At 67.6% G+C, this 24687-nt stretch carries 23 protein-coding genes and 2 riboswitches; of the genes, 9 read left to right on the top strand and 14 right to left on the bottom strand.

The genetic code is table 11. The features are described 5' to 3' along the window. Window positions 1–18: 18 nt before the first annotated feature. The 3 genes from ABD231_RS22490 to ABD231_RS22480 all read left to right on the top strand — a co-directional run bounded on the left by ABD231_RS22490 (window position 19) and on the right by ABD231_RS22480 (window position 4851). Complete coding sequence (locus tag ABD231_RS22490; protein ID WP_344155241.1) at window positions 19–591, top strand: DinB family protein; 573 nt, start codon at window positions 19–21, stop codon at window positions 589–591. A gap of 58 nt (window positions 592–649) precedes the next feature. Then, window positions 650–777, top strand: a riboswitch (cobalamin riboswitch). 142 nt (window positions 778–919) lie between these two features. After that, window positions 920–3787 carry a ribonucleoside-diphosphate reductase subunit alpha gene (locus ABD231_RS22485; RefSeq protein ID WP_425554198.1) on the top strand — a complete coding sequence of 956 codons (2868 nt, stop codon included), beginning with the start codon at window positions 920–922 and terminating at the stop codon, window positions 3785–3787. Next, a complete protein-coding gene (locus tag ABD231_RS22480; RefSeq protein ID WP_344155235.1) occupies window positions 3784–4851 on the top strand; it encodes a ribonucleotide-diphosphate reductase subunit beta in 1068 nt (355 codons plus the stop codon). Before ABD231_RS22485 ends, ABD231_RS22480 begins: the two co-directional genes overlap by 4 nt. Before the next feature lie 54 nt (window positions 4852–4905). On the opposite strand, the gene ABD231_RS22475 is transcribed toward ABD231_RS22480, so the two are convergent. The 4 genes from ABD231_RS22475 to ABD231_RS22460 form a co-directional block, all read right to left on the bottom strand. Further along, complete coding sequence (locus ABD231_RS22475) at window positions 4906–6090, bottom strand: alginate lyase family protein (RefSeq protein ID WP_344155233.1); 1185 nt, start codon at window positions 6088–6090, stop codon at window positions 4906–4908. 79 nt (window positions 6091–6169) lie between these two features. After that, a complete protein-coding gene (locus tag ABD231_RS22470) occupies window positions 6170–6421 on the bottom strand; it encodes a hypothetical protein (RefSeq protein ID WP_344155229.1) in 252 nt (83 codons plus the stop codon). Beyond that, window positions 6418–8007: a citramalate synthase gene (gene cimA / locus ABD231_RS22465; RefSeq protein ID WP_344155835.1), complete on the bottom strand. Its 1590-nt coding sequence runs from the start codon at window positions 8005–8007 to the stop codon at window positions 6418–6420. Before cimA ends, ABD231_RS22470 begins: the two co-directional genes overlap by 4 nt. 235 nt (window positions 8008–8242) lie before the next feature. Next, window positions 8243–8641: a hypothetical protein gene (locus tag ABD231_RS22460; protein WP_344155226.1), complete on the bottom strand. Its 399-nt coding sequence runs from the start codon at window positions 8639–8641 to the stop codon at window positions 8243–8245. Window positions 8642–8823: 182 nt separating this feature from the next. On the opposite strand from ABD231_RS22460, the gene ABD231_RS22455 reads away from it, so the two are divergent. Both ABD231_RS22455 and ABD231_RS22450 read left to right on the top strand, forming a co-directional pair. Continuing rightward, window positions 8824–9009 (top strand): hypothetical protein, encoded by a 186-nt coding sequence (locus tag ABD231_RS22455; protein WP_344155223.1) that lies wholly within the window; start codon window positions 8824–8826, stop codon window positions 9007–9009. A 19-nt stretch (window positions 9010–9028) separates the two neighbouring features. Beyond that, window positions 9029–9523, top strand: a complete 495-nt coding sequence (locus ABD231_RS22450) for a hypothetical protein (RefSeq protein WP_344155221.1) — start codon at window positions 9029–9031, stop codon at window positions 9521–9523. On the opposite strand, the gene ABD231_RS22445 is transcribed toward ABD231_RS22450, so the two are convergent. Genes ABD231_RS22445 through ABD231_RS22435 form a run of 3 tightly spaced genes read right to left on the bottom strand, consistent with a single transcriptional unit; the run spans window position 9520 to window position 11873 of the window. Continuing rightward, the gene (locus tag ABD231_RS22445; protein WP_344155219.1) at window positions 9520–10608 is read right to left on the bottom strand and encodes a branched-chain amino acid aminotransferase; all 1089 of its coding nucleotides are present in this window, start codon (window positions 10606–10608) and stop codon (window positions 9520–9522) included. The genes ABD231_RS22450 and ABD231_RS22445 overlap by 4 nt on opposite strands. A gap of 39 nt (window positions 10609–10647) precedes the next feature. Further along, on the bottom strand, window positions 10648–11697 hold the full coding sequence (locus ABD231_RS22440) for a 3-isopropylmalate dehydrogenase (protein WP_344155217.1): 1050 nt from the start codon (window positions 11695–11697) through the stop codon (window positions 10648–10650). Further along, entirely contained in the window at window positions 11694–11873 is a 180-nt protein-coding gene (locus ABD231_RS22435; protein WP_344155215.1) for a hypothetical protein, read from the bottom strand. The genes ABD231_RS22440 and ABD231_RS22435 overlap by 4 nt, the downstream gene beginning before the upstream one ends. A 123-nt stretch (window positions 11874–11996) precedes the next feature. Here ABD231_RS22435 and ABD231_RS22430 point away from each other — a divergent pair, with 123 nt between their 5' ends. From ABD231_RS22430 to ABD231_RS22420, 3 genes are all read left to right on the top strand, one after another. After that, window positions 11997–12563, top strand: coding sequence for an O-methyltransferase (locus ABD231_RS22430; protein ID WP_344155212.1), 567 nt, complete (start codon window positions 11997–11999; stop codon window positions 12561–12563). 91 nt (window positions 12564–12654) lie between these two features. Further along, window positions 12655–13167 (top strand): SigE family RNA polymerase sigma factor, encoded by a 513-nt coding sequence (locus ABD231_RS22425; RefSeq protein ID WP_344155209.1) that lies wholly within the window; start codon window positions 12655–12657, stop codon window positions 13165–13167. Continuing rightward, entirely contained in the window at window positions 13164–14291 is a 1128-nt protein-coding gene (locus ABD231_RS22420) for a hypothetical protein (RefSeq protein WP_344155207.1), read from the top strand. Before ABD231_RS22425 ends, ABD231_RS22420 begins: the two co-directional genes overlap by 4 nt. A 104-nt stretch (window positions 14292–14395) precedes the next feature. On the opposite strand, the gene serA is transcribed toward ABD231_RS22420, so the two are convergent. The 6 genes from serA to ilvD all read right to left on the bottom strand — a co-directional run bounded on the left by serA (window position 14396) and on the right by ilvD (window position 22799). Further along, window positions 14396–15994, bottom strand: coding sequence for a phosphoglycerate dehydrogenase (gene serA, locus ABD231_RS22415; protein WP_344155204.1), 1599 nt, complete (start codon window positions 15992–15994; stop codon window positions 14396–14398). A gap of 79 nt (window positions 15995–16073) precedes the next feature. After that, on the bottom strand, window positions 16074–17258 hold the full coding sequence (locus ABD231_RS22410; protein WP_344155202.1) for a S1 family peptidase: 1185 nt from the start codon (window positions 17256–17258) through the stop codon (window positions 16074–16076). A 114-nt stretch (window positions 17259–17372) separates the two neighbouring features. After that, complete coding sequence (gene ilvC, locus ABD231_RS22405; protein WP_344155832.1) at window positions 17373–18392, bottom strand: ketol-acid reductoisomerase; 1020 nt, start codon at window positions 18390–18392, stop codon at window positions 17373–17375. Window positions 18393–18441: 49 nt separating this feature from the next. Then, window positions 18442–19074: an acetolactate synthase small subunit gene (gene ilvN / locus ABD231_RS22400; RefSeq protein WP_425554196.1), complete on the bottom strand. Its 633-nt coding sequence runs from the start codon at window positions 19072–19074 to the stop codon at window positions 18442–18444. Beyond that, window positions 19074–20822, bottom strand: a complete 1749-nt coding sequence (locus ABD231_RS22395; RefSeq protein WP_344155199.1) for an acetolactate synthase large subunit — start codon at window positions 20820–20822, stop codon at window positions 19074–19076. Before ABD231_RS22395 ends, ilvN begins: the two co-directional genes overlap by 1 nt. Before the next feature lie 309 nt (window positions 20823–21131). After that, on the bottom strand, window positions 21132–22799 hold the full coding sequence (gene ilvD / locus ABD231_RS22390; RefSeq protein WP_344155196.1) for a dihydroxy-acid dehydratase: 1668 nt from the start codon (window positions 22797–22799) through the stop codon (window positions 21132–21134). Between the two features lie 54 nt (window positions 22800–22853). Between ilvD and ABD231_RS22385 the strand changes: the two genes are divergently transcribed. Next, window positions 22854–23567, top strand: a complete 714-nt coding sequence (locus ABD231_RS22385) for a class I SAM-dependent methyltransferase (protein WP_344155193.1) — start codon at window positions 22854–22856, stop codon at window positions 23565–23567. On the opposite strand, the gene ABD231_RS22380 is transcribed toward ABD231_RS22385, so the two are convergent. Then, window positions 23564–24544, bottom strand: a complete 981-nt coding sequence (locus tag ABD231_RS22380) for a hypothetical protein (RefSeq protein WP_344155190.1) — start codon at window positions 24542–24544, stop codon at window positions 23564–23566. The two genes, ABD231_RS22385 and ABD231_RS22380, sit on opposite strands and share 4 nt — an antisense overlap. 62 nt (window positions 24545–24606) lie before the next feature. Beyond that, window positions 24607–24686: riboswitch (ZMP/ZTP riboswitch) on the top strand. Window position 24687 lies beyond the last annotated feature (1 nt).

The raw sequence follows: 24687 nt of genomic DNA, 5'->3' as shown, positions 1-24687 counted from the left end.
TCTGTTACATTCGAACACATGTTCGAGTGGGACATCTTGCAGCAGCCCTCCGCCATGGCGATGGTGCGAGGGCAGTTGGGGTTCAGCTGGATGGTGCTGTCCGCGCGGCTGGCACAGTTGACGGATGAGCAGTACTTCTGGCAACCGGGCAATGCGGCACTGACCGTCGTACGGCGGCACTATCCGAGTCACTATCGGTCATTGGGGTCCGGCGAGTGGGTGGCGCAGTGGCCGGACGAGCCTGATCATCGGGGGCCGCGGACGATCGCGTGGTTGATCGCGCATCTGACCGAGACGTTCTTCGAGCGGTGGGAGTGGACGTTCGGACCCAAAGAGCAGGGCCGAGGTGACATCACCTTGCACGGGAACGCGCGGGATGCGGTCGCCTGGCTGACGCATTGGGTGGAGGCGTGGCAGGACGGGATCGCGTCGTTGCCGGAGGAGCAGGTGGCGACAGTGGGGCTCAGTCAGGCGACGGCACTGGATGCCGAGGAGCCGTTCGGGCACGTGGTGTTACGGCTCAATCGCGAGCTGATCCATCACGGATCAGAGATCATGACGTTACAGGATCTGTATGGCGTCGCGGCGTGAGGACCACAACATGTGCGACACGCGGCGTGTCGCTACCACTAGATCTAGCGGCTGCCCTAAAGTCTGTCGAGCTGGCGGTCAGGGGAATCCGGTGCGAGTCCGGAGCTGCCCCGCAACGGTGAGCGGACGCCCTGTCGTAGTGGGGCGGCCGCGAGTCCGGATACCTGTCGCCGGCGCGTGCACCGCCGGTGCGCGCGGTCCGAGACCTCGAGGGTGGGTCGCAGGGCGAGACGACAGTTTTCCGGCCGGTGCTGTCCGTCCCGTCATGCGCTCATGCCTTCTGGTCGCGGTCCTTCGCACGCGTAGGGAGAGAAGAGCTTCTGTGACCATCGCTTCCACATCCCGATCGGCGGCCGACGAGGCCGGCCACGGGAACCAACTGACCGTCGTCCGCCGCGACGGCAGTAACACTGTGTTCGACGCGACCAAGATCTCGGTCGCCGTCACGAAGGCGTTCCTGGCCGTCGAGGGTAACGACGCCGGCGCCACCCACCGGGTCCGCGACCTGGTCACCGACCTGACCGGCCGGGTCGTCGAGGCCCTGACCAGTCGCGGTGACGCCCGTCGCAGCGTCCAGGTCGAGGACATCCAGGACCAGGTCGAGCTGGCTCTGATGCGCGCGGGAGAGCATCAGGTCGCCCGGGCCTACGTGCTGTACCGCGAGGAGCGGACGAAGGCCCGCACGCCTGCCGACCCGGCTGAGCTGGCCGCCACCAAGCCGGTCGTGTCGGTCCGCCAGGCCGACGGGACCCGCGTTCCGCTCGACGTCGACCGGCTGCGCGTGATCGTCGCCGAGGCCGCCGCCGGGCTGGACTCCGTCGACCCCGAGCAGATCCTCAACGAGACGATCGGCTCCTGTTACGACGGGATCGCCCAGCACGAGGTCGAGCTGGCTCTCGTGATGGCGGCCCGGTCGTACGTCGAGACCGAGCCGCAGTACAGCTATGCCGCGTCCCGCCTGCTGCTGGACCAGATCCGCCGCGAGGCGCTCGGCCGCGTGCACGGCGAGCCCCGGCAGGCCAGCCAGGCCGACATGGCCACGGCGTACGCCGAATACTTCCCGCGCTACATCGCGACCGGGATCGAAGCCGGTCTGCTCGACCCCGAACTGGCCACCTTCGACCTCGACCGGCTGTCCGCGGCGATCCGGCCCGAGCGCGATCTCGACTTCGCCTTCCTCGGTCTGCAGACGCTCTACGACCGCTACCTGCTGCACATCGACAAGACCCGGTTCGAGCTGCCGCAGGCGTTCTTCCTGCGGGTCGCGATGGGGATGGCGCTGCGCGAGGAGGACCGCGAGGGCCGCGCGATCCAGTTCTACGAACTGCTCAGCTCGTTCCGGTTCATGTCGTCGACGCCGACCCTGTTCAACTCCGGTACGACGCGACCGCAGCTGAGCTCGTGCTTCCTCACCACGGTGGACGACGACCTGGCCGGCATCTTCGCCGGGATCCGCAACAACGCCCTGCTCGCCAAGTACTCCGGCGGTCTGGGCAACGACTGGACCCCGGTCCGCGGAATCGGCGCCAAGATCCGCGGCACCAACGGTGAGTCGCAGGGCGTCGTACCGTTCCTGAAGATCGCCAACGACACGGCGGTAGCAGTCAATCAGGGTGGAAAACGTAAGGGCGCGGTCTGTGCGTATCTCGAGACCTGGCACATGGATGTCGAGGAGTTCCTCGACCTGCGTAAGAACACCGGTGACGAGCGTCGCCGGACGCACGACATGAACACGGCCAACTGGGTGCCGGACCTGTTCCTGCAGCGGGTCGAGGCGGACGGTCAGTGGACGCTGTTCTCCCCCGACGAGGTGCCGGATCTGCACGATCTGTTCGGCGCGGAGTTCAAGACGGCGTACGAGAAGTACGAGGCGGCCGCCGACCGCGGTGAGATCCGGGTGTTCCGCCGGGTCCGCGCGCTCGACCTGTGGCGCCGGATGCTGACGGTGCTGTTCGAGACCGGCCACCCGTGGATCACCTTCAAGGACCCGTGCAACCTGCGCTCGCCGCAGCAGCACAACGGTGTCGTCCACTCGTCCAACCTGTGCACCGAGATCACGCTGAACACGACGGTCGACGAGACCGCGGTCTGCAACCTGGGTTCGGTCAACCTGGTCGCGCACCTGACCGAGACCGGCCTCGACGCTGACCTGCTTCGCGACACGGTGAAGACCGCGGTCCGGATGCTCGACAACGTGATCGACGTGAACTTCTACACGACGCCGGAGTCGGAGCGCGCCAACCAGCGGCACCGCCCGGTCGGCCTCGGCCTGATGGGCTTCGCGGACGCGCTCTTCTCGCTGCGCATCCCGTATTCGTCGGACGCGGCCGTCGCGTTCGCCGACAGCTCGATGGAAGCCATCAGCTACCACGCGATCGAGGCGTCCAGCGATCTCGCCGCCGAGCGCGGCCGTTACTCGACGTACGACGGTTCGCTGTGGAGCCAGGGTGTGTTGCCGATCGACTCGCTGGAGCTGCTGCGGTCGGCCCGCAACGGTGACGTGATCCTCGACGACGCCAAGACACTCGACTGGGATGCCTTGCGGACCAAGGTTCTCCGCGACGGTATGCGGAACTCCAACGTGATGGCGATCGCGCCGACCGCGACGATCTCCAACATCTGCGGGGTCAGCCAGTCGATCGAACCGGCGTACAGCAACCTGTTCGTGAAGTCGAACATGTCCGGTGAGTTCACCGTCGCCAACCCGTACCTGGTCAACGACCTGAAGGCGCGCGGGCTGTGGGACCAGGTGATGGTCTCCGACCTCAAGTACCACGACGGCATCCTGGAGAACATCGACCGGGTCCCGGCCGACCTCCGCGAGCTGTACGCGACCGCGTTCGAGATCGAGCCGCTGTGGCTGATCAAGGCCGCGTCGCGCCGGCAGAAGTGGATCGACCAGGCGCAGTCGCTCAACCTGTACATGGCTTCACCGTCCGGCAAGGCGCTCGACGAGCTCTACCGGAACGCGTGGCGCTACGGGCTGAAGACGACGTACTACCTGCGTTCGCAGTCGAAGACCCATGTGGAGAAGTCGACACTGAAGGGCACCGACGGCAAGCTCAACGCCGTCTCCGCCACCGTGCCGACGGCAGTACCGGTCACCGCCCCGTCGGCGATCGACAACGCTCCACTGCCCGAACCAACCGGAGCAGTCTGCTCCCTCGAAGACCCTGACTGCGAGGCCTGCCAGTGACGACCACGGACAACGCGACCGGACTTGGCTCGATCGCCGTCGGCGCTTCCCGCATCGACGTCTCCGACAAGGCGATGATCAACGCGCGGGCCGACGTGAACCAGCTGCTCCCGCTGAAGTACAAGTGGGCCTGGGAGAAGTACCTGGCCGGCTGCAACAACCACTGGATGCCGACCGAGGTCTCCATGCAGGCCGACATCTCGCTGTGGAAGTCCAAAGACGGCCTGACCGACGACGAGCGGCTGATGCTGAAGCGCAACCTCGGCTTCTTCGCCACCGCGGAGTCCCTGGTCGCGAACAACATCGTCCTGGCCGTCTACCGCCAGCTCACCAACCCCGAGTGCCGTCAGTACCTGCTGCGCCAGGCGTTCGAGGAGGCCGTGCACACGCACACCTTCCAGTACATCTGTACGTCGCTCGGTCTCGACGAGGGCGAGCTGTTCAACATGTACCGCGAGGTGCCGTCGATCTCCGACAAGGACGCCTGGGCGCTGAAGTACACCCAGCACCTGGAGGACCCGGACTTCAAGACCGGTACGCCGGAGTCCGACACCGCGTTCCTGCGCGACCTGATCGCGTTCTACGTGGTCTTCGAAGGCATGTGGTTCTACACCGGTTTCGCGCAGATCCTGTCGCTCGGCCGCCGGAACAAGATGGTCGGCATCGCCGAGCAGTACCAGTACATCCTGCGCGACGAGTCGATCCACCTGAACTTCGGTATCGACTGCATCAACCAGATCAAGCAGGAGAACCCGCACCTGTGGACCGAGGCCTTCCAGGCCGAAGTCCGCCAGATGCTCACCGAAGCCTGCGAGCTCGAGGTCGCCTACGGCCGCTCCACCATGCCCAACGGCATGCTCGGCCTGACCGCCGACCTCTGCGAGCAGTACATGCACTTCATCACCGACCGCCGCGCCGAACAGATCGGCATCGCCCCGATCTTCGGCGAGACCCGCAACCCGTTCGGCTGGATGTCCGAAGTCATGGACCTCAAGAAGGAAAAGAACTTCTTCGAGACCCGAGTCATCGAATACCAGTCCTCCAGCGGCCTCAGCTGGGACTAGTCCCAGTACGACGAGAGGCCGGGCGGCTCGACCTGCCGCCCGGCCCCTCGTGGTTCAGCGGGGGTTGTTGGCGTGGGTGAGGGTTTCCCAGGCGAAGAAGTAGTTGGCTCCGGCTGGGCGCTTGGACTCGGTGTACGCGAGCGTGGTGGGCATCTGCTGGCCGAGGCGGTTGTGGTAGTGGTTGTAGACGATTTCGCTGACTGCGCCGAGGCCTAGCTTCACGGTTCCGCCGCAGAGGTTGGACGGTACGGCGGTGCCGGTTTCGTAGCGGGTGTGGAAGTAGTAGCCGTCGGTGAGTCGTTTGCCGGCTTCGCCGTACAGGTTGACGCCTTGGTGCCAGGCGGTTTCGGCGACGTGGGTGGCGGCGGTGAGTCCCCAGCCGGTGTGGCCGAAGTCGCGGCAGGTCTCTTGGGCGAGGCCGTTCGAGAACGTGGACTGGCCTTGCCAGTAGGCGACGATCTCCTCGCGGGTGTCCTTCGACGAGCAGGTGGACGGCGCCTTCGGCCAGGCGCCGTCGGTGGTCTGGTAGACGTAACCGGGCAGCCGGCCACGCCAGATGCTGACCGCCTTGTCGAAGGCAGCCTTGTCGTCGAGGAAGACCGCGATCCCGATCGCGGCGTCGGTCATGATCAGTTCCCAGTTGCCGTTCTTGCAGCCGGCGCCATTGCGGACCTCGGGCAAATACACGGTGCGCAGCATGTTCTCGAACCGCCCGCGCTGGGCCCACGAGCCGCCGTACGTGTGCTTGATCAGCTCACCGGTCCGCGAGAACGACGCGCCGGACCAGCCGGTCTGCAGGGGTGCGTTCGAGTTCGTGTGGTCCTGCAGTACGGCGGACCACGCGTCCATGATCTGGATCGCCTTCTTGGCGTAGCGGTCGTCGTTGGTGAAGTACCAGAGCAACGCGTGCGTGTATGCCGCGAGCGCGTCGTTGCGTTCGTCGGAACAACCGTTGTTCGGATTCGAGTTCGAACCGCATTCGACGATCGCGCGAGGTTTCGGCGTGTACGACAGAGCGCCGTACGAGCTGCCCTTCATCGCGTTGTACGCCGCCGTCTGCGGCTGGGCGCCGGACTGAACCTGCTGGCGGGCGAAGTCGAGTTGCGCTTTGTTGACGAGCACACCGGGATGCTTGAAGGCGGCCGGCGCCGCTGTGCTCGGCGGGGCGGCGAACAGTACGGCGGTACTCGCGATCAGGCTCAGGGCGACGGTGACGAGAAGTGGGCGTAGTCGAGTCATGGCAGCCTCCTGGGGGCGGTTGGGGCGCGCTCACGAAGCTACCCAGGAGACAACGATTAGTAAACCTTCTTGGCAAAACTCAGCTGACGGTGACCTCCAGGACGCCGATCACCTTTTCCAGGCGGGCGGCGACCCGGCCGGCGTCGAAGCCGGTGCCGGCGACGACGATCTCCAGCGTGCTCGACTCGAGGCAGAGCGCGAGCCGGCGGACGTCGTACGGGTTGAGCAGTACGGCGATGCGCGCGAACATGCCCTCGGTCTCGACGATCTCGGCGGTGAAGGTCGTGGTGACAGCCGGGGCGACGACGGGGGCTTCGAGGACGGTGGTCATCGGGCTTCCTCCTTGTGGCGCAGGAGGCCGAAGGTGAAGCCGTCGACGAGGGCCTCCCAGCTGGCCTCGACGATGTTGTGGCCGACTCCTACAGTGACCCAGGAACCTTCGCCGTCCGCGGTTTGGATGAGGACTCTGATGACGGCATCGGTCCCGTGGCCCTGGTCGAGGATGCGGACCTTGTAGTCGACGAGCTCGAACTTGTTCACCACCGGGTAGGCCCGCTCGATCGCTGTCCGCAGCGCGTGGTCGAGCGCATTCACCGGCCCGTTGCCTTCGCCGGTGACGATCTCGCGCTCTCCCCCGGCGACCAGCTTCACCGTCGACTCGGAGACCGCTTCGCCGTCGGCGCGGGACTCGGTGATCACTCGCCAGGACTCGACATCGAAGAACGACGCGCGCTTCCCCGTCACCTCTTCGGTGAGCAGCAGCGAGAACGACGCGTCGGCCGACTCGAAGGTGTAGCCGCGCGCCTCCATCTCCTTCACCCGGTCGGCGACCCGGCTGACGAGCTCTCGGTCGTTGCCGAGATCGAAACCGAGCTCGCGGCCCTTGAGCTCGACACTGGCCCGGCCGGCCATCTCCGAGACGAGCATCCGCATGTCGTTGCCGACCAGCGCCGGATCCGTGTGCTGGTAGAGGTCCGGGTCGACCTTGATCGCGCTGGCGTGCAGCCCTGCCTTGTGGGCGAAGGCGGACAGGCCGACGTACGGCTGCCGGGTCGACGGCGGCACGTTTGTCACTTCGGCGATCGCGTGCGCGATCCGGAACGAGTCGGCCAGATGACCGGCCGGCAGCAGTTCCATCCCGCGCTTGAGTTCGAGGTTGGCCACGACCGCGAGCAGGTCGGCGTTGCCGGTGCGTTCGCCGTACCCGTTGATCGTGCCCTGGACGTGCGTGACGCCGGCCTCGACGGCGGCGATCGAGTTCGCGACCGCACAGCCGCCGTCGTTGTGCGCGTGGATGCCAAGCCGTGCGCCGGTGGTCTCCAAAACATCCCGTACGACGTCCTGCAACTCACGCGGCAGTGTGCCGCCGTTGGTGTCGCAGAGCGCGACCACGTCGGCGCCGGACTCGGCCGATACTCGGACTACTTCGAGCGCATAGGCGCGGTTGGCGCGGTACCCGTCGAAGAAGTGCTCGGTGTCGAGGAAGACCCGCTGCCCGTGCTCGCGCAGGTGCTTGATGGTGTCGGCGACCATCCGCAGGTTCTCGTCCAGCGTGGTCCGCAACGCCCGCTCCACATGCGCATCGTGGCTCTTGGCAACGAGTGTGACGACCGAGGCCCCGGACTCACGCAGTGCCGCGACCTGTGGGTCGTCGGCCGCCGCGGTCTGCGGCTTGCAGGTCGCGCCGAACGCGGCGAAGGTCGCGTTCCGCAGGTCCAGTTCGGTCCGCGCCCGCTGGAAGAACTCGGTGTCCTTCGGTACGGCGCCCGGCCAGCCACCCTCGATGAATCCGACGCCCAGGTCGTCCAGGTGCTGCGCAATGGCGATCTTGTCGGCCACCGACAGCGCGAGCCCCTCCTGCTGCGCACCGTCGCGCAGGGTCGTGTCGTAGACGTGGAACTCGTCGGAGATGCTCATGATCGAGGCCTTCCGGTGCGGCTGGCGAGACTTCATCGGGCAAACAAAAAACCTCCCGCAAGGTGCGAGAGGTCCGCGCGCTCAGGTACTGCCGGCTGAGCGCGCCTAGGAAATAATCACCCGGTGGTTGTTCATGACGTTTCGCAGTCTGCCACACAAAGTCCACCCACTGGCGGAACTGTCTCGCATCACGAACATCCGGTACTCGTTCCAGTACTGAGGAGTAGCCGATAGTTCAGCCGGTCAGGCTCCAGCCCGGATCGTCCCAGGCGGTGTAGAAGTCCTCGCGGGACAGCTCCCGCAGCCCCCAGGCATCCCGATCGAGCGCCTTGTCGACGAGCATCCCCTCATCATCCTCGAGCCGCTGCCACCAGTACCGCGTGATCTCCCCGTCCTCCGCAGCCCCGAGCTGCCGCACGACAACCCACTCCCGCTCATGCCACACCGCCTCGAACAGCCAGTCCGTCCCGTCATCACCCGCCAACGCGCCGTACGTCCGCGGTGCCGTCCCCCGATCCAGCTCCCGGATCAGCTCCACCGTCGTCCGCACCGCGATCATGGTCTCGTAAGACCAGTCCCGCCGCTGAGCGAGGTCCGTGTAATACGCCTGGACATCGTCCGGAAGGCTACTCATGCCGTCCGACCCTATCTGGCGAACCCTCGGCGAACGGCCCGGAAGCCCTGAGAGGATCCTGTGAATCGAGGCAGAAGCCTCGACCTCCTGGGGAAGGAAACGATGAGCGACCAGACCAGCCAGCTCAAGTTCCGCCTGATGGGCTTCACCGTCTCGTCTCGATCCTGGTGGTGTTGTACCTGGTGATGGCCCTGATCGTGCTCGTCCGCTCGAAGCCGAGCGCGGTGATCTTCAGCGGCATCGGCGGGCTCGTGACCACGCTCCTGATCCTGTCGGCCGACTCGGACTGGACCGGCGCGCCTGTCGTTGCCCTTGGCCTGTGGGTGATCGTCGCCGTCATCGGTTTCCTTGCCTGGAAAGACGCCTGACAGCCACTACCGTGTTGCCATGAGTGACGAAGCGCAGCGTGAGGCGTTTGAGAACGAGGTTCGTACGGCGCTCTTTCGGCCGGGTGGGGAGTTGCATCAGCTTCGGTTCCGGCTGATGTTGTTCGGCAACGCGGTCGCGCTGCTCGCGTTGCTCGCCCCGACTTGGTATGTCGTTGCCGGGGACAACCCGATGCCGCATGTGGTCAGCACGCACAGCGGGATCTCGCTGTTTGCGGGCGCGGGTGAGACGGTCGAGAAGGGCGCGTTGGGGCCTGTTCCGGTGATCGTCTACATCCTGCTCGCGGTCACGCTGCTGTTCGTGCGGGCCGCGTCTGTGACCGGCATCCTGGTCTCGCTGGGTGGTGCGGTGACGACGTTCGTGATCGTGGTGAGCCGGCCGGAGTCCAGGGGTGACACCGAGGTCGAGTGGACCGGCGCGCTCGTGGTGGTGATCGGCCTGTGGTTGCTCGCGGCAGCTATTTGCGGTGCCGCGAGCTCCACAGCGAAGGGTTAGCAGACCTTGGTCATCCAGTTGTGCGGGTCGGCGGCGCGACCGTACTGAACGTCCAGGAGGGCGCTGCGGACGGCTGCGGTGACTGCGCCACCGTTGCCGTCGGCCACCTGGACCTCGCCGTCCTTCCACTTCAGGGAGGCGACCGGGGTGATCACCGCGGCAGTACCGCAGGCGAAGACCTCGCGGATCCGGCCCGAGGCGGCACCGTCGCGCCACTCGTCGACGGAGATCTTCCGCTCGGTGACCGGATGGCCCAGGTCGGTGACGAGCTTCAGGATCGAGTCCCGGGTGACGCCCTCGAGGATGGTTCCGGACAGCTCCGGGGTGACGACCGAGTTGTCGTCGAGGACGAAGTACAGGTTCATCCCGCCGAGCTCTTCGACCCACTTCTTCTCGATCGCGTCGAGGAAGGCGACCTGGTCGCAGCCGTTCTCGATCGCCTCGGCCTGGGCCAGCAGCGACGCTGCGTAGTTGCCGCCGGTCTTGGCCGCACCGGTGCCACCAGGGGCTGCCCGGGTGTACTCCTCGCTCAGCCAGATCCGGACCGGCTTCACACCGCCGCTGAAGTACGAGCCGGCCGGGGACGCGATCGCGCAGTACGTCACCTGGGCGGACGGGCGGACGCCGAGGAACGGGTCCGATCCGAACATGAACGGGCGCAGGTACAGGGAGGTCTCACCACCGCTGGGCACCCAGGCCTGGTCAAGCTCGACGAGGGCCTTGATCGAGTCCAGGAACGCGGACTCGGGCAGCTCCGGGAGCGCGAGCCGGCGGGCCGACTTCGCGAACCGGGCCGCGTTGGCCTCGGGGCGGAACAGGTGGATCGAGTCGTCGGGATGACGGTAGGCCTTCATCCCCTCGAAAATGGTCTGGGCGTAGTGGAACACCGAGGTCGCGGGAGACAGCTCCAGCGGACCGAAGGCGGTGATCCGGGCGTCGTGCCAGCCGTCGTTCTTCGTCCAGGTGGCGATCGCCATGTGGTCGGAGAAGTACTGCCCGAAACCTGGGTTCGCCATGGTTTGGGCACGCTGGTCGTCGCTCGCCGGTTGGGTGTTCGGCTCAACGATGAACTCTAAGGCGCTCATAGCCGCACCGTACCTCTTGGTCGAGTGGTCATGCGAGGCTCAGCCGGCCGCGCGCTTGGCGATCGCGTCACCGATCTCCGCGGTGGTCCGGACGCTGCCCGTGCGCTCCTCGATATCGGCCGTGACGGCCGCCTCGATCGCGGCCGCGGCCTCGGTCAGGCCGAGGTGCTCGAGCAGCAGCGCCGCGGACAGGATCGCCGCGGTCGGGTCGGCCTTCTGCTGGCCGGCGATGTCCGGGGCGGAGCCGTGCACCGGCTCGAACATGCTCGGCGCGGTCCGGTCCGGGTTGATGTTGCCGCTCGCGGCCAGGCCGATCCCGCCGGAGATCGCCGCGGCCAGGTCGGTGATGATGTCGCCGAACAGGTTGTCGGTGACGATCACGTCGAACCGGGCCGGGTCGGTGACCAGGAAGATGGTCGCCGCGTCCACGTGCAGGTAGTCGACGGTGATGTCGGGGAAGTCGGCCTTCACCGCGTCCACGGTCCGGGTCCACAGGTGACCGGCGTGCACGAGCACGTTGTTCTTGTGCACGAGCGTGAGCTTCTTGCGCGGCCGCGCCTGGGCCCGCGCGAACGCGTCCCGTACGACGCGCTCCACGCCGTACGCCGTGTTGACGGAGACCTCGGTGGCGATCTCGGCCGGGGTGCCGACCCGGAGTGCGCCACCGTTACCGACGTACGGGCCCTCGGTGCCCTCGCGGACGACGACGAAGTCGACGACGCCCGGGTTCGCCAGCGGGGAGCCGACAGACGGGTAGATCTTCGAGGGCCGCAGGTTCACGTAGTGGTCGAGAGTGAACCGCAGCTTGAGCAGCAGACCGCGCTCGAGGACACCGGAGGGCACGCTCGGGTCGCCGACCGCGCCGAGCAGGATCGCGTCGTGCTTGCGAATCTCCTCGAGCTCGGCATCCGGGAGGGTCTCACCGGTGGCGTGCCAGCGCTTCGCGCCAAGGTCGTACTCGGTGCGGTCGAACGTCACGCCGTACTGGGCGGCTACCGCGTCGAGGACCTTGAGTGCCTCGGTGGTGACCTCCGGTCCGATCCCGTCTCCGGGAACGACGGCCAGCGTGAAGTTCTTGTTGTCGCTCACTTCTTGGGTTCTCCCCCGTTGTCGCGGCGGTTCATGGCCTCTTGGACAGCCTTGACCTCGTCGGCGGCCGGGCGCGCGGGACGGCGGCGACGGGCCGCCTTCCGCTCGCGGGCATCGATCGCGGGCCAGTTGGCTGGATACATGTCGTACATGCTGCACTCTCCCCGGTTGGACATGGGCGGCAGGATGGGCCCGAATTTACTCTGGCATGCGACTATCTCGCCACTATGCGGGCATCCCATCCCGCTATGTGAGATACCAGTGCTGGTACTGGACCGGAGCTGTGCAACTCTCAACCGGTGAGTGCTCCTCCAGAACTGCCGCCGCTGGTTTCCGCGGCCCTCAGCCTCTCCGGACGGCGTGGCTTCGTCAGCTCCACCAGGAACGAGACCGGCCGGCTCCTGGCCAGCCTGGCCGCGTCCAAGACCGGTCTGCTCGGCGAGCTCGGCACCGGCTGCGGTGTCGGTTCGGCCTGGCTGCGCAGCGGCGCCGGCGAGGGGACCAAGATCGTCACCGCGGAGAGCGATCCGCAGCTGGCCAAGGTGGTGGCGGAGCTGTTCGCCGACGACGAGCGCATCGAGGTCGTCTCGGCCGACTGGACCGCACTGATCGAGCGCGGCCCGTTCGCGCTGCTCTTCGTGGACGCCCGCGAGGCCAAGCTCTCGGCCCGCGACGTGATCGCCGACGTGGTCGAGCCCGGCGGCTTCGTCGTCCTGGACGACTTCACCCCGTCCGCGGTCTGGCCGCCGATGTACGAGGGGCGCGTCGACACCCTCCGCCAGGAGTGGTTGATGGACTCCCGCTTCACTACCGTCGAGGTGATGGTCGCCCCCGACGCGGCCGTACTGCTCGCCACCAGACACTGATTCTCTGGGCAATCCTTGCCAACACTTCGGCGGTCCCAAAGCGTCAAGGGGGCAGCCGGTGCGGAGGGCACCGGGTGCTGAGAGGACACAGATGGCCATCGATCGTGAATTCGAGGAGTTCACGATCAGCAGACAGCGGGCGCTGTTCCGCTACGCATACCTGCTGATCGGCGACCGGGGTCTCGCCGAGGACCTGCTCCAGGAGTCCCTCACCAAGACCTACGTGCGCTGGAACAAGTTGCGCGACTCGGCCAACGCCGAGGCTTACACGCGCAAGGTGATGACCAATACGGCGATCGGCTGGTTCCGGCGCCGGTCGTGGCACGAACGACCCAGTGACAACCTGCCGTCCGGCATACCGGCGCGCGCCGATGACACATCCGCGCGGATCTGGCTCTGGGCCGAGGTGCGCAAGCTGCCGCCGCAGCAACGCGCCGTACTGGTGCTGCGGTACTACGAGGATCTGAGTCAGGCCGAGACCGCGGCCATCCTCGGCTGCAGCGAGGGCACCGTGAAGAGCCAAGCCTCCCGTGCCCTGAAGAAACTGCGCGCCGGACTCGCTCCCGAAGCGCTCCCGCTCCTGGAGAAGGTGGTGACCGCATGACCGGTCTGCTGAAGGACACGTTCACCGAAGAGGCCGAGGCCATCGGTGACCCGAACATCGACCTGGCGGCGATCGCCGCGAACGGCACTCGCCGGATCAAGCGTCGCCGGCTCGCCACGGTGATCACCGCGGTGGCTGCGACGGCCGCCATCGTCGGTGGCGGACTGACCGTCGTACAGCAGGTCAACGGCGACCCGGACAGCAAGGTCGCCGCCGGCGGCCCGCTGGCCGAACGGCGGGCGACCTGGGCCGACGGCAAGGAGATCCACTACGGCTCCGAGGTGATCCGGGTCCCTGTCGCGATCTCGTCGTTCCTGCAGACCAACGCTGCCTTCGTCTTCACCAGCGCCGACGGCGGCGTCTACCAGGTCCGCCCCGGCGAAGCGGCCGTCAAGATCGGCAAGGGCAGCACGAATCACCGGCTCGCCACAGACGCCGACCAGGCAGTCGTCGGCTGGGTCGACACGACTCCGGCCGTGCCGCAGTTCGTCCTGTACGACGTCGCCGCCGAGCGCGAGCTAGCCCGCACGGCAACCGGCAACAAGGCCGGCCCACCGACCGCCGACCGCGCACTGCGGGTCGCCGCGATCGACAACGGCATCGCGTACTTCGGCGCCTCGGACGGCCTGCGCCGCTGGACGATCGCCACCGGAGTCGGCGAACTGATCAAGCCGAAGGCGTCGCCGGAGTTCCTGCTGGCCGCCGAAGCGGGGCAGCTCGTCTGGGAACACCCGAACGGCGGCGACAACGACAACGACCTGGGCATGGGCCCGGACGTCAATGCCACCGACCCAGCGCATTACCGCGGCTGGCACGGCAGCCTGTCCCCCCAGGCCCGCTACCTGCTGACCGACAAGGCGGATGTCGTCGGCCTGGTCGACACCCGCGGCGGCGTGGAGTGGAAGGTCGACATCCCCGGGTATCCGCTGATCGTCCCGACCCAGTGGAAGAACGACAGCACCTTCTACGCGATCGGCTTCCCGAGCGAGACCGCCCGGCTCGATCTGCTGAGCTGCTCGATCAAGTCCGTCGACGTCGGCTGCACCGCGGTCCTCAACGCGTTCGCGCCACCCGTGACGGAGACGTCGACCACCCAGTTCCCGAACGGCGTCCCGGTGAACTAGGTGCGACATAGGTCGGGCCCGGACACTTGGGTCCGGGCCCTGACCAGCCACCATGCGCCTGCGGGTGGCTGGCTATCTGCCAGTTAAACAGCCGCGGATGCTAGTCAGTTGTCAAGGTCCACAGTGCGGGCAGTGTCGGCCTGGACGACCGACGAGATGTCGTCCAGTACGGCGGGCGCGACGGCCGAGTCGACCGAGAGCGCGACCAGCGCCTTGCCGCCCTTGCGGTCCCGGCTGACCTGCATACCGGCGATGTTCACGTCGGCCTCGCCGAGGATCCGGCCGATCTGGCCGACGATGCCCGGGCGGTCCTCGTAGGTGAAGAAGGCCAGGTGCGCGGCCAGCTCGACCTCGACGTCGAAGCCGTCGACCTCGACCAGCCGCTCCGACTGCCGAACGCCGACCAGCGTGCCGCTGACCGAGACCTGCGCGCCGTCGGCGAGCGTGCCGCGCAGCGTGATCAGGTTGCGGTGCTCCGGGCTCTCGTGGTCGGTGACGAGCCGGACCTCGAGGCCCCGCTCGGCCGCCAGCAGCGGCGCGTTCACGTACGAGACGTTGTCCTCGACGACATCGGCGAAGACACCCTTGAGCGCAGCGAGCTCGAGCACCTTGACGTCGTACTGCGTGATCTCGCCGCGGACCTCGACGTCGAGCTGCTGCGCGACGCCACCGGCCAATGCGGTGAAGATCCGGCCGAGCTTCTCGGTCAGGGCGATCCCCGGCCGGACGTCCTCGGCGATCACGCCGCCCTGGACGTTGACGGCGTCCGGAACCAGCTCACCCGACAGGGCCAGGCGGACCGACTTGGCGACCGCGATCCCGGCCTTCTCCTGCGCCTCGTCGGTCGACGCACCGAGGTGCGGCGTGGCGACGACGTTCTCGAACTCGAACAGCGGCGAGTCGGTGCACGGCTCCTTGGCGAACACGTCCAGCCCGGCCGCGGCCACCCGGCCCTCCTTGAGCGCCGAGTACAGCGCGGTCTCGTCGACGATGCCGCCGCGGGCCGCGTTCACGATGATGACCTCGGGCTTGACCTTGTGCAGCTGCTCGTCACCGATCAGGCCGATGGTCTCCGGGGTCTTCGGCAGGTGCACCGAGATGAAGTCCGACGCGGCCAGCAGCTCGTCCAGCGAGGCGAGCCGGACGCCCATCTGCGCGGCGCGGCCGGCCTGCACGTACGGGTCGTAGGCGATCACGTTCATGCCGAAGGCGGCCAGCCGCTGCGCGACCAGGACGCCGATCTTGCCCAGACCGACGATGCCGACGGTCTTCTCGAACAGCTCGACACCCGAGTACTTGCTGCGCTTCCACTCGCCGTTCTTCAGCGACTGGTCGGCGGCCGGGACCCGGCGCGCGGCGGCCAGCAGCAGCGCGACCGCAAGCTCGGCGGCGCTGACGATGTTGGAGGTCGGCGCGTTCACGACCATCACCCCGGCCTGGGTGGCGGCCTTCACGTCGACGTTGTCCAGGCCGACCCCGGCGCGGGCGACGACCTTCAGCTTCTTCGCCGCGGCCAGCGCCTCGGCGTCGACCTTGGTGGCGCTGCGGATCAGGATCGCGTCGACGTCGGCGATGGCGGGAATCAGCTCGGCGCGGTCGGCGCCGTTCGCGTGCCGGATCTCGAAATCGGGTCCGAGCGCCTCGACGGTGGCCGGGCTCAGCTCTTCGGCGATCAGGACGACGGGACGAGTCACATCAGTCATGGGAGATGTCTCCTGCGAAAGCGGTAGGGGCTCGTAAAGGTTCAGAGCACCGCGCTGTGCCCGCTGACTCGATCGTACCTCAGGTCGATTCGCAGGGCCGCGCGGCGGTCATCTGCTTGGACTGGTCCAGGCGCAGGACCCGGCCGGTCCGCTCCAGCTTGTACCGCATGTCGAGCCGGTTGCAGGTCTGGCCGCCCGACTTGTGGGCCGTCGGGGCGAAGAGGACGGAGTACGCCATCCGCACGTTGACGCTGCCGTCGGCGTTCTGGGTGACCTCGGTGATCGCCGGGTCGAAGAAGTACGTCGTCTGGTGGCTCAAGCGGTCCTGCGCCACGGACAGCGCGTTCGCCAGCCGCGTCGAGTAGTACACGCGGACCCCGGCGAAATCGTGCCGGTTCTGCAGCGTCAGGTAGTTGGCCAGCATCTTCTGGGCATCGGTGGCGAGCACGGTAGCCGCGACCTGCAGCTTCGGAGTGACCACGCTGCCTGGGCCACGCGACTCCTCGCAGCGACCACCCAGATCCGGTACGCCGTCGGTCTGGGTGACGTAGCCGCGCAATTCTGCGGCCGGCGCGATCCGGCTCGCAGCCAGGTTGTCACCGGTGACCATGCCGACGAGTTGACCGGACCTGCTGACCACCGGACCACCGAGCTTGCCGAGGTTCATCACCTCGCTCAGCGGGCGCGGCCGTCGTACCGAACCGACCTGCTGGACGGTGAGCTCGCCGGACTGGGTGTAGCCGATCAGCGCCCGCTCGGTCTGCGGGTCAGGGGTTCCAGTGGCCAGCGTCAGGGGCGGCGTGGTCGGCAGACTGATCACCTGCAGCAGCGCCACGCCGTTCCCCACGCGGAGAACGTTGGCACGCCGGACCAGGCCGTCCGACAGGATGACTGCAACGCCTTTCGCCTCCCGGACCGCGATGGCAGCGGTCAGGACGAGCCCGGTGCCGACGACCGCACCTGTGCCCTCACCCGTGCCGCTGCAGGTTGTCGCGAGCACTCGGACCACACTGGGCTTCGCAGCGGTCAGGGCCGCGGCGGTGTCGATCGACAGCCGGTCCTGGCGGATGAACCAGCCTGCGGCGGCACCACCTGCGACAACGAGCAGGAAGGCCACGAGGCCGGCCAGGAAGCGTCCGAAAAGCCACGGGCGGCGCGGAGGAGGCGCCGTACGGCGGACTGCCGGCTGCAACTGGGTGAGCGGAGGCGCGCCGGCGGGAACCCGCCGGGGCGGTCGCGGCGGCGCCTGCCTGCCGTCGTGCACCACCGCATTGCCTCCTCGCCGTCACTGGATCGATCGTGGCCGATTCTGCCAGCTGGGACGGCCAAGGGCCCGGACCATCCACCTGAATGGTCCGGGCCCTGCACAACTACTGGATCAGCGGGCGGACGAGCCCTCGACGTAGTCGTCGTCGTGCGACTTGACCCACGCCATCAGGCCGCGCAGTTCCTTGCCCACGGCCTCGATCGGGTGCTCCTGGCTCTTCTTGCGGAACTCCGCGAACTCCGGCGCACCGGCGTCCTGGTCGGCGATGAAGCGGGCCGCGAAGGTGCCGTCGGTGATGTCGCCGAGGACCTCCTTCATCCGCGCCTTCACCGACGCGTCGATGATCCGCGGGCCGGACACGTAGTCGCCGTACTCGGCGGTGTCGGAGACCGACCAGCGCTGCTTGGCGATACCGCCTTCGTAGATCAGGTCGACGATCAGCTTGAGCTCGTGCAGGCACTCGAAGTACGCGACCTCCGGCTGGTAGCCGGCCTCGGTCAGCGTCTCGAACCCGGCCTGGATCAGCGCCGACACACCACCGCAGAGGACGGCCTGCTCACCGAACAGGTCGGTCTCGGTCTCCTCGGTGAAGGTGGTCTTGATGCCGCCGGCGCGCAGGCCGCCGATGCCCTTGGCGTACGACAGCGCCAGGTCCCAGGCCTTGCCGGACGCGTCCTGCTCGACCGCGACGAGCACCGGGACACCACGGCCCTCGGTGTACTCACGCCGTACCAGGTGACCGGGGCCCTTCGGGGCGACCATGAAGACGTCGACACCGGCCGGCGGCTTGATGTAGCCGAACCGGATGTTGAAGCCGTGGCCGAAGACGAGCGCGTCGCCGTCGACCAGGTTCGGCTCGATCGCCTCGGCGTACAGCTTGCGCTGCGCCGGGTCCGGAGCCAGCACGACGATGACGTTGGCCTCTTCGACGGCCTCGGCCGGGGTGACGACGCGCAGGCCCTGGGCCTCGGCCTTCGCCCGGCTCTTCGAGCCCTCGGGCAGGCCGACGCGGACGTCGACGCCGGAGTCGCGCAGCGAGAGGGCGTGCGCGTGGCCCTGCGAGCCGTAGCCGAGAACGGCCACGTGGCGGCCCTGGATCACCGACAGGTCGGCGTTGTCGTCGTAGAACATTTCTGCTGCCACTGGGAGCCTTCTCCTTGGTAGTTGCTGATGACTGCGTTCAGCCCTGGCGGGCCGGTGCTACAGGACGGCCCGGCGGCGGCGCCGGCACCGGGTGGTGACGCTGTGGGGGTTGGGCCTGCACCGTCGGGGTCCCCGACTGGACGTGCGGCGGGGGCACCGGGACCGGCCGGAGCGTGCGGTCGGAGATGGAGCGGCTGCCCCGTCCGATCGCCACCATGCCGGACTGCACCAGCTCGCGGACGCCGAAGGGTTCCAGCACCCGGAGCATGGCCTCGAGTTTCTCGGGATTGCCGGTCGCCTCGATGGTGATCGCGTCCGGTGCCACGTCCACCACCTTCGCACGGAACAGCTGGACGGTCTCCAGCACCTGCCCCCTGGTCAGGGTGTCGGCCTTCACCTTCACCAGCAGCAGTTCGCGCTGAACCGTCTGCGTGGGCTCGAGTTCGACGATCTTGATCACGTTCACCAGCTTGTTCAGCTGCTTGGTGATCTGCTCCAAAGGCTGCTCGTCCACGCTGACCGCGATGGTCATCCGGGACACCTCCGGGTGCTCGGTCGGGCCGACCGCGAGGGAATCGATGTTGAAGCCCCGCCGCGAGATCAGCGCCGCGACCCGGGCCAGCACACCGTGCTTGTTCTCGACCAGAATGCTGAGTGTGTGCTTGGTCATCACAGCTCCTCCGAGTCCCACTTGGGCGCCATGTCGCGGGCGATCTGGATCTCGTCGTTGCTGACGCCGGCGGCGACCATCGGCCAGACCATCGCGTCGCGGTGCACGACGAAGTCGACCACGACCGGCTGGTCGGTCACCGACATCGCCTTGTCGATCGTCGCGTCCACCGAGGCCTTGTCGGCACAGCGCAGCCCGACGCCGCCCATCGCCTCGGCCAGCTTGGCGAAGTCGGGGATCCGGTTCGAATGCAGGTCGGTGTTGGAGTACCGCTTGTCGTAGAACAGCGTCTGCCACTGCCGGACCATGCCCAGCGACTGGTTGTTGATCACGGCAACCTTGATCGGGATGCCCTCCAGCGCACAGGTGACGAGCTCCTGGTTGGTCATCTGGAAGCAGCCGTCACCGTCGATCGCCCACACGGTCTTGTCCGGCCGGGCCACCTTGGCGCCCATCGCGGCCGGCACCGAGTACCCCATGGTGCCGAGACCGCCGGAGTTCAGCCAGTGCCGCGGCTTCTCGAACGGCAGGTAATGCGCGGACCACATCTGGTGCTGACCGACACCGGCCGTGTAGATCGTGTCCGGGCCGGCGATCTGACCGATCCGCTGAATCACGTACTGCGGGGACAGGCTCCCGTCCTCCGGCTCGTCGTACCCGAGCGGGTACTTCTCCCGGACCGACACCAGCTGGTTCCGCCAGGCGTCGTACGACGGGGTCCGGCCGCTGGTCGAGATCTCGGTGCGCAGCGCGGCGATCAGGTCGGTGATGACCTCCTTGCAGTCACCCACGATCGGCACGTCGGCGGCCCGGTTCTTGCCGATCTCGGCCGGGTCGATGTCCGCGTGGATGACCTTCGCCTCGGGAGCGAACGAATCCAGCTTGCCGGTCACCCGGTCGTCGAACCGCGCGCCGAGCGTGATCAGCAGGTCCGAACGCTGCAATGCACCGACCGCGGAGACCGAACCGTGCATCCCCGGCATCCCGAAGTGCAGCTCGTGCGTGTCGGGCAGCGCGCCCCGCGCCATCAGCGTGGTGACCACGGGAATGCCGAGCAGCTCGGCAAGGTCCTTCAGCTCCGCCTCGGCCTGCGCACGAATCACGCCACCACCGACGTACAGGACCGGCTTCTCCGCGGCCGTGATGAGCCGCGCCGCCTCACGCACCTGCTTGGGATGCGGACGGGTCACCGGACGGTACCCGGGCAGCGACAGCTCGGTCGGCCAGTGGAAGTCGACCTTCGCCTGCATCGCGTCCTTGGTCACGTCGACCAGCACCGGGCCGGGGCGGCCGGTGGAGGCGATGTGGAACGCCTCGGCGATCGTGGTGGCGATGTCGTTCGGGTCGTTGACCAGGAAGTTGTGCTTGGTGATCGGCATCGTGATGCCGCGGATGTCCGCCTCCTGGAAGGCGTCCGTCCCGATCGCCGCACTGGCCACCTGCCCGGTGATCGCGACCAGCGGGACCGAGTCCATGTACGCGTCCGCGATCGGCGTCACCAGGTTGGTCGCCCCCGGGCCGGAGGTCGCCATACAGACCCCCACCTTGCCGGAGGCCGCCGCGTACCCCTGGGCCGCGTGCCCGGCGCCCTGCTCGTGGCGTACCAGGATGTGCCGGATCTGGGTCGAGTCGAGCATCGGGTCGTACGCCGGGAGGATCGCGCCACCCGGGATGCCGAACACGGTGTCCACTCCGGCATGTTCCAGTGCGCGGATCAGAGCCTGTGCCCCGGTCAGCTGCTCGCTCATGAGTGCCTTCCCTCAATCCTGGTCACGTTGTTTGCTTTTCGCGACCGATCCATCCTCGCTTGCGTTCGCTGTCCTGACGCTACTGGGTCTCAGATAGTCGCCCTGGCAACAAAAAACCCCTTCCGCCGGTTGGCTGAAGGGGCGCGCTCGACTCAGTGGTCGCGTCAGTCGGCGCGCCGCACAAGTACGAGGAGAATCGATCGCATGTAGGCATTATTCGCCCGCGAACCACACCGGGGTCAAGTTCGGGCCCACCCCGTCCCACCATACGAGACACCCATCCCACCCCCTGGCGGTCGCGGGGACGGGTCAGATGCAGACGGCGCCTTCGGAGGCGGAGCGGACCAGGCGGGTGTATTTGCCGAGGACGCCCTTGGTGATCGCGGGCTGCTTGGGCGTCCAGCCTTCGGTACGGCGGGTGAGCTCTTCGGGGTCGACGTGGAGTTCGAGGGTGCGGTTCGCGACGTCGAGGGTGATGCGGTCGCCGTCGCGGACGAACGCGATCGGGCCGCCGTCCACGGCTTCCGGGGCGACGTGGCCGACGCAGAGTCCCGTCGTACCGCCGGAAAAGCGGCCGTCGGTGAGCAGCAGCACGTCCTTGCCGAGGCCGGCGCCCTTGATCGCGCCGGTGACCGCGAGCATCTCGCGCATCCCGGGGCCGCCCTTCGGGCCTTCGTAGCGGATCACGACGACGTCGCCCGGGTTCAGTTCCGGTACGGCGTCCATCGCCGCCCGCTCGCCGTCGAACACCCGCGCGGTCCCCTCGAACACGTCGGAGTCGAACCCGGCGCTCTTCACGACTGCACCTTCCGGAGCGAGCGTGCCGTGCAGGATCGTGATGCCACCGGTGGGATGGATCGGCTTGTCGAGCGCGCGGATGATCGCGCCGTCGACGTCCGGCGGGGCGATGTCGGCGAGGTTCTCAGCCATCGTCTTACCGGTCACGGTCAGGCAGTCGCCGTGCAGCAGACCGGCGTCGAGGAGCGCCCGCATAATCACCGGGATACCGCCGACCCGGTCCACATCCGTCATCACGTACCGGCCGAACGGCTTCAGGTCACCCAGATGAGGGACCTTCTCGCCCACCCGGTTGAAGTCGGCCAGGGTCAGCTCGACCTCGGCCTCGCGGGCGATCGCGAGCAGATGCAGTACGGCGTTCGTCGAGCCACCGAGCGCCATCACCACGGCGATCGCGTTCTCGAACGCTTCCTTGGTGAGGATCTGCCGAGCCGTAATCCCCTTCTGCAGAAGGCCGACCACGGCCTCGCCGGACTTCCGCGCGTACCCGTCGCGACGGCGGTCGACCGCGGGCGGCGCCGCCGATCCGGGTAACGACATACCGAGAGCTTCAGCAGACGCGGCCATCGTGTTGGCCGTGTACATCCCGCCGCACGCACCCTCACCCGGACAGATCGCGCGCTCGACCGCGTCGACCTCCTCGCGGGTGATCAGACCGCGAACACACGCACCGACGGCTTCGAACGCGTCGATGATCGTCACGTCCTTGTCGCCAAGGCGGCCGGGCATGATCGAGCCGGCGTACAGGAAGACGCTCGCGAGGTCGAGCCGGGCGGCGGCCATCAGCATGCCGGGCAGGGATTTGTCGCAACCGGCCAACAGAACCGAGCCGTCGAGGCGCTCGGCCTCCATCACCGTCTCCACCGAGTCGGCGATGATCTCGCGGCTGACGAGCGAGTAGTGCATCCCGACATGGCCCATCGAGATGCCGTCGGAGACGCTGATCGTGCCGAACTCCAGCGGGTACCCACCGGCCGCGTGCACGCCCTCCTTGACCGCCTTCGCGAGCCGGTCCAGCGAGAGGTTGCAGGGGGTGATCTCGTTCCAGCTGGACGCCACCCCGACCTGCGGTTTCACCCAGTCGTCGTCACCCATCCCGACCGCTCTGAGCATTCCTCGGCTCGCGGTCGCTTCCAGACCGTCGGTGACTGTGCGGCTGCGGGGCTTCACATCGACCATGGGCTCACTCTAAACACATTGCCCCACCGTCCTGGGCTCTCTAGCGTTCGCGCAGTGGATCCCTATGGTGACGAGAAGCTGGTCGAGCTCTACGACCTCGACAACCCCGACGGCGACGATCACGCGTACTTCCGCGCGCTCGCCGACTCCCTCGATGCCCGGAAGATCCTCGACCTCGGCTGCGGTACCGGCCTGCTGACGCGCTCGCTGGCGACACCCGGCCGGGAGGTGATCGGTATCGACCCCAGCCCGACGATGCTGAACTACGCCCGCCGTACGCCGAGCTCCGTCACCTGGCTCACCGGCGACGCCACCGTGATCCCGCCGACCGCGGACGTCGATCTCGTGGTGTGCACCGGGAACACGATCATGCACATCCCCGACCTACCCGCTGCCCTGACTGCCTTAGCCGGAGCGCTCCGCGACGGCGGCGTACTGGCCTTCGAGTCGCGGAACCCCGCGGCGCGGGCGTGGGAGTCGTGGACGCGCGAGGCGACGTACGGGGAACGCGACACCCCGATCGGCCACCTCACCGAATGGCTCGACCTGATCGAGGTCGCCAACGGGCGCGTCGTCTTCGATGCGCATAACCAGTACGACGACGGCCGCGACGACGTCTACCGCAACGAGCTGTACTTCCGCTCGCTCGCGGAGATCAGCGACGCGTTGGACGCAGCCGGATTCGCAGTGCAGGTGACTGCCGGTTGGCAGGGTGAGCCGTTCTCTGTGGACTCTCGGCTGATGGTCTTCCGCGCCGAGAAGGGCTAGTCCATCCGTTTGGCGAGGGCTTCGGCGAAGCCGGTGACGCCGCCGACGTAGGACCACGGCACGCTCTCGATCCGGCCTTCGGTGCGGCAGGCGTGATCCATCGCCTCGGACTTCGCGCCGGCCCACTTGAGCGCGAACGCCATCGCGCCGTGGGCGGACACATCCGCGGGATCCGGCGTACGAGCGTCGTTCCACCACTTGTCGCGGGCTGCGGTCAGGTCCGGTCGGCGGCCGGAGACCTCGCGCGCGTACCGCTTCAGGCGCTGCACGCGCGGCGGGTCCTTGTCCGACGCAACCTCCAGCCAGACCTCGTTGAAGACATTGGCCGCGATACTGCACAGCACGCTGCCCGGCCGCGCCCGCCCCACCACCGCGTCACCGAAATCAACCAGCTCGGCCAGCTCCAGCCCGGACCACTTCTTCGCCAGCACCTGAACCCGGCCGGTATGCGCCGCATAACTCCCCGGGTGCCGGATCAGCGCGGCATGGAAGATCTCGGCCTTGTCCACCGGCTCCGCCTGCAACCCGAGTGCCGCCCACTGCAGCACCTCCCACGGCACCGCGTCATCCGCGGCCGCCACAATCGCACCCTGCAGCACCTCGGCCGCCGTACGCAGGATGTCGTGGAACGTCGCAAACCGCTGCGCCGACACATCCTTCGCCCGCTGCCCCGTCCGCACCGCCCACGCCTCGAACACCAGCGTCTGCCCGAACCACAACAACAGATCCGGATCCTTCGGGTACGCCTCCAGCCGCATCTCCAGCTGTTCGCTCCGCCCAACCGCCGCCTTCGCCAGGCCAGTAGCCCGGATCGACCGCAGATTCGTATTAGCCGGCGTCACCTTCAGCAGGGCCAGCCCAGTCGACAAATCCCCTCGCCGAACCGCCGCGTACGCCGCGTCCAGGTCGTCGTCCACCCAGGCCTGATCCAGCCTCAGCCCGGCCAGATCGACACCTTTCCGCGAGAAGAACCCCATTCGCGGATGGTAAGACTCCTCGGACCTCTGTGGACAAGGATTGCACTTTCCTGCAATACCCTGTGCCCTACCGCGACTGGCGAGGGTGGATCACCACCGTGGAGCGAACAGCTACGTGGCGTCGTCCGCCTGGGCGCCTCCTT

This window comes from Kribbella yunnanensis, assembly GCF_039529655.1.
Classification (GTDB): Bacteria; Actinomycetota; Actinomycetes; order Propionibacteriales; family Kribbellaceae; genus Kribbella; species Kribbella yunnanensis.
The sequence above is the reverse complement of the archived record's forward strand: the minus strand, read 5'-3'. Positions and strand labels throughout refer to the sequence as shown.

Bases quoted from the DNA above. Each gene is read 5' to 3' on its own strand.
- ABD231_RS22490 (WP_344155241.1), top strand. From the start codon at position 19: ATGTTCGAGTGGGACATCTTGCAGCAGCCCTCCGCCATGGCGATGGTG.
- ABD231_RS22450 (WP_344155221.1), top strand. From the start codon at position 9,029: ATGAGTGACGAAGCGCAGCGTGAGGCGTTTGAGAACGAGGTTCGTACG.
- ilvC (WP_344155832.1), bottom strand. From the start codon at position 18,392: ATGTTCTACGACGACAACGCCGACCTGTCGGTGATCCAGGGCCGCCAC.
- ABD231_RS22475 (WP_344155233.1), bottom strand. From the start codon at position 6,090: ATGACTCGACTACGCCCACTTCTCGTCACCGTCGCCCTGAGCCTGATC.
- cimA (WP_344155835.1), bottom strand. From the start codon at position 8,007: ATGAGCATCTCCGACGAGTTCCACGTCTACGACACGACCCTGCGCGAC.
- ABD231_RS22425 (WP_344155209.1), top strand. From the start codon at position 12,655: ATGGCCATCGATCGTGAATTCGAGGAGTTCACGATCAGCAGACAGCGG.
- ABD231_RS22470 (WP_344155229.1), bottom strand. From the start codon at position 6,421: ATGACCACCGTCCTCGAAGCCCCCGTCGTCGCCCCGGCTGTCACCACG.
- serA (WP_344155204.1), bottom strand. From the start codon at position 15,994: ATGACTGATGTGACTCGTCCCGTCGTCCTGATCGCCGAAGAGCTGAGC.
- ABD231_RS22380 (WP_344155190.1), bottom strand. From the start codon at position 24,544: ATGGGGTTCTTCTCGCGGAAAGGTGTCGATCTGGCCGGGCTGAGGCTG.
- ABD231_RS22435 (WP_344155215.1), bottom strand. From the start codon at position 11,873: ATGTCCAACCGGGGAGAGTGCAGCATGTACGACATGTATCCAGCCAAC.
- ABD231_RS22395 (WP_344155199.1), bottom strand. From the start codon at position 20,822: ATGAGCGAGCAGCTGACCGGGGCACAGGCTCTGATCCGCGCACTGGAA.
- ilvN (WP_425554196.1), bottom strand. From the start codon at position 19,074: ATGACCAAGCACACACTCAGCATTCTGGTCGAGAACAAGCACGGTGTG.
- ABD231_RS22445 (WP_344155219.1), bottom strand. From the start codon at position 10,608: ATGAGCGCCTTAGAGTTCATCGTTGAGCCGAACACCCAACCGGCGAGC.
- ilvD (WP_344155196.1), bottom strand. From the start codon at position 22,799: ATGGTCGATGTGAAGCCCCGCAGCCGCACAGTCACCGACGGTCTGGAA.
- ABD231_RS22420 (WP_344155207.1), top strand. From the start codon at position 13,164: ATGACCGGTCTGCTGAAGGACACGTTCACCGAAGAGGCCGAGGCCATC.
- ABD231_RS22460 (WP_344155226.1), bottom strand. From the start codon at position 8,641: ATGAGTAGCCTTCCGGACGATGTCCAGGCGTATTACACGGACCTCGCT.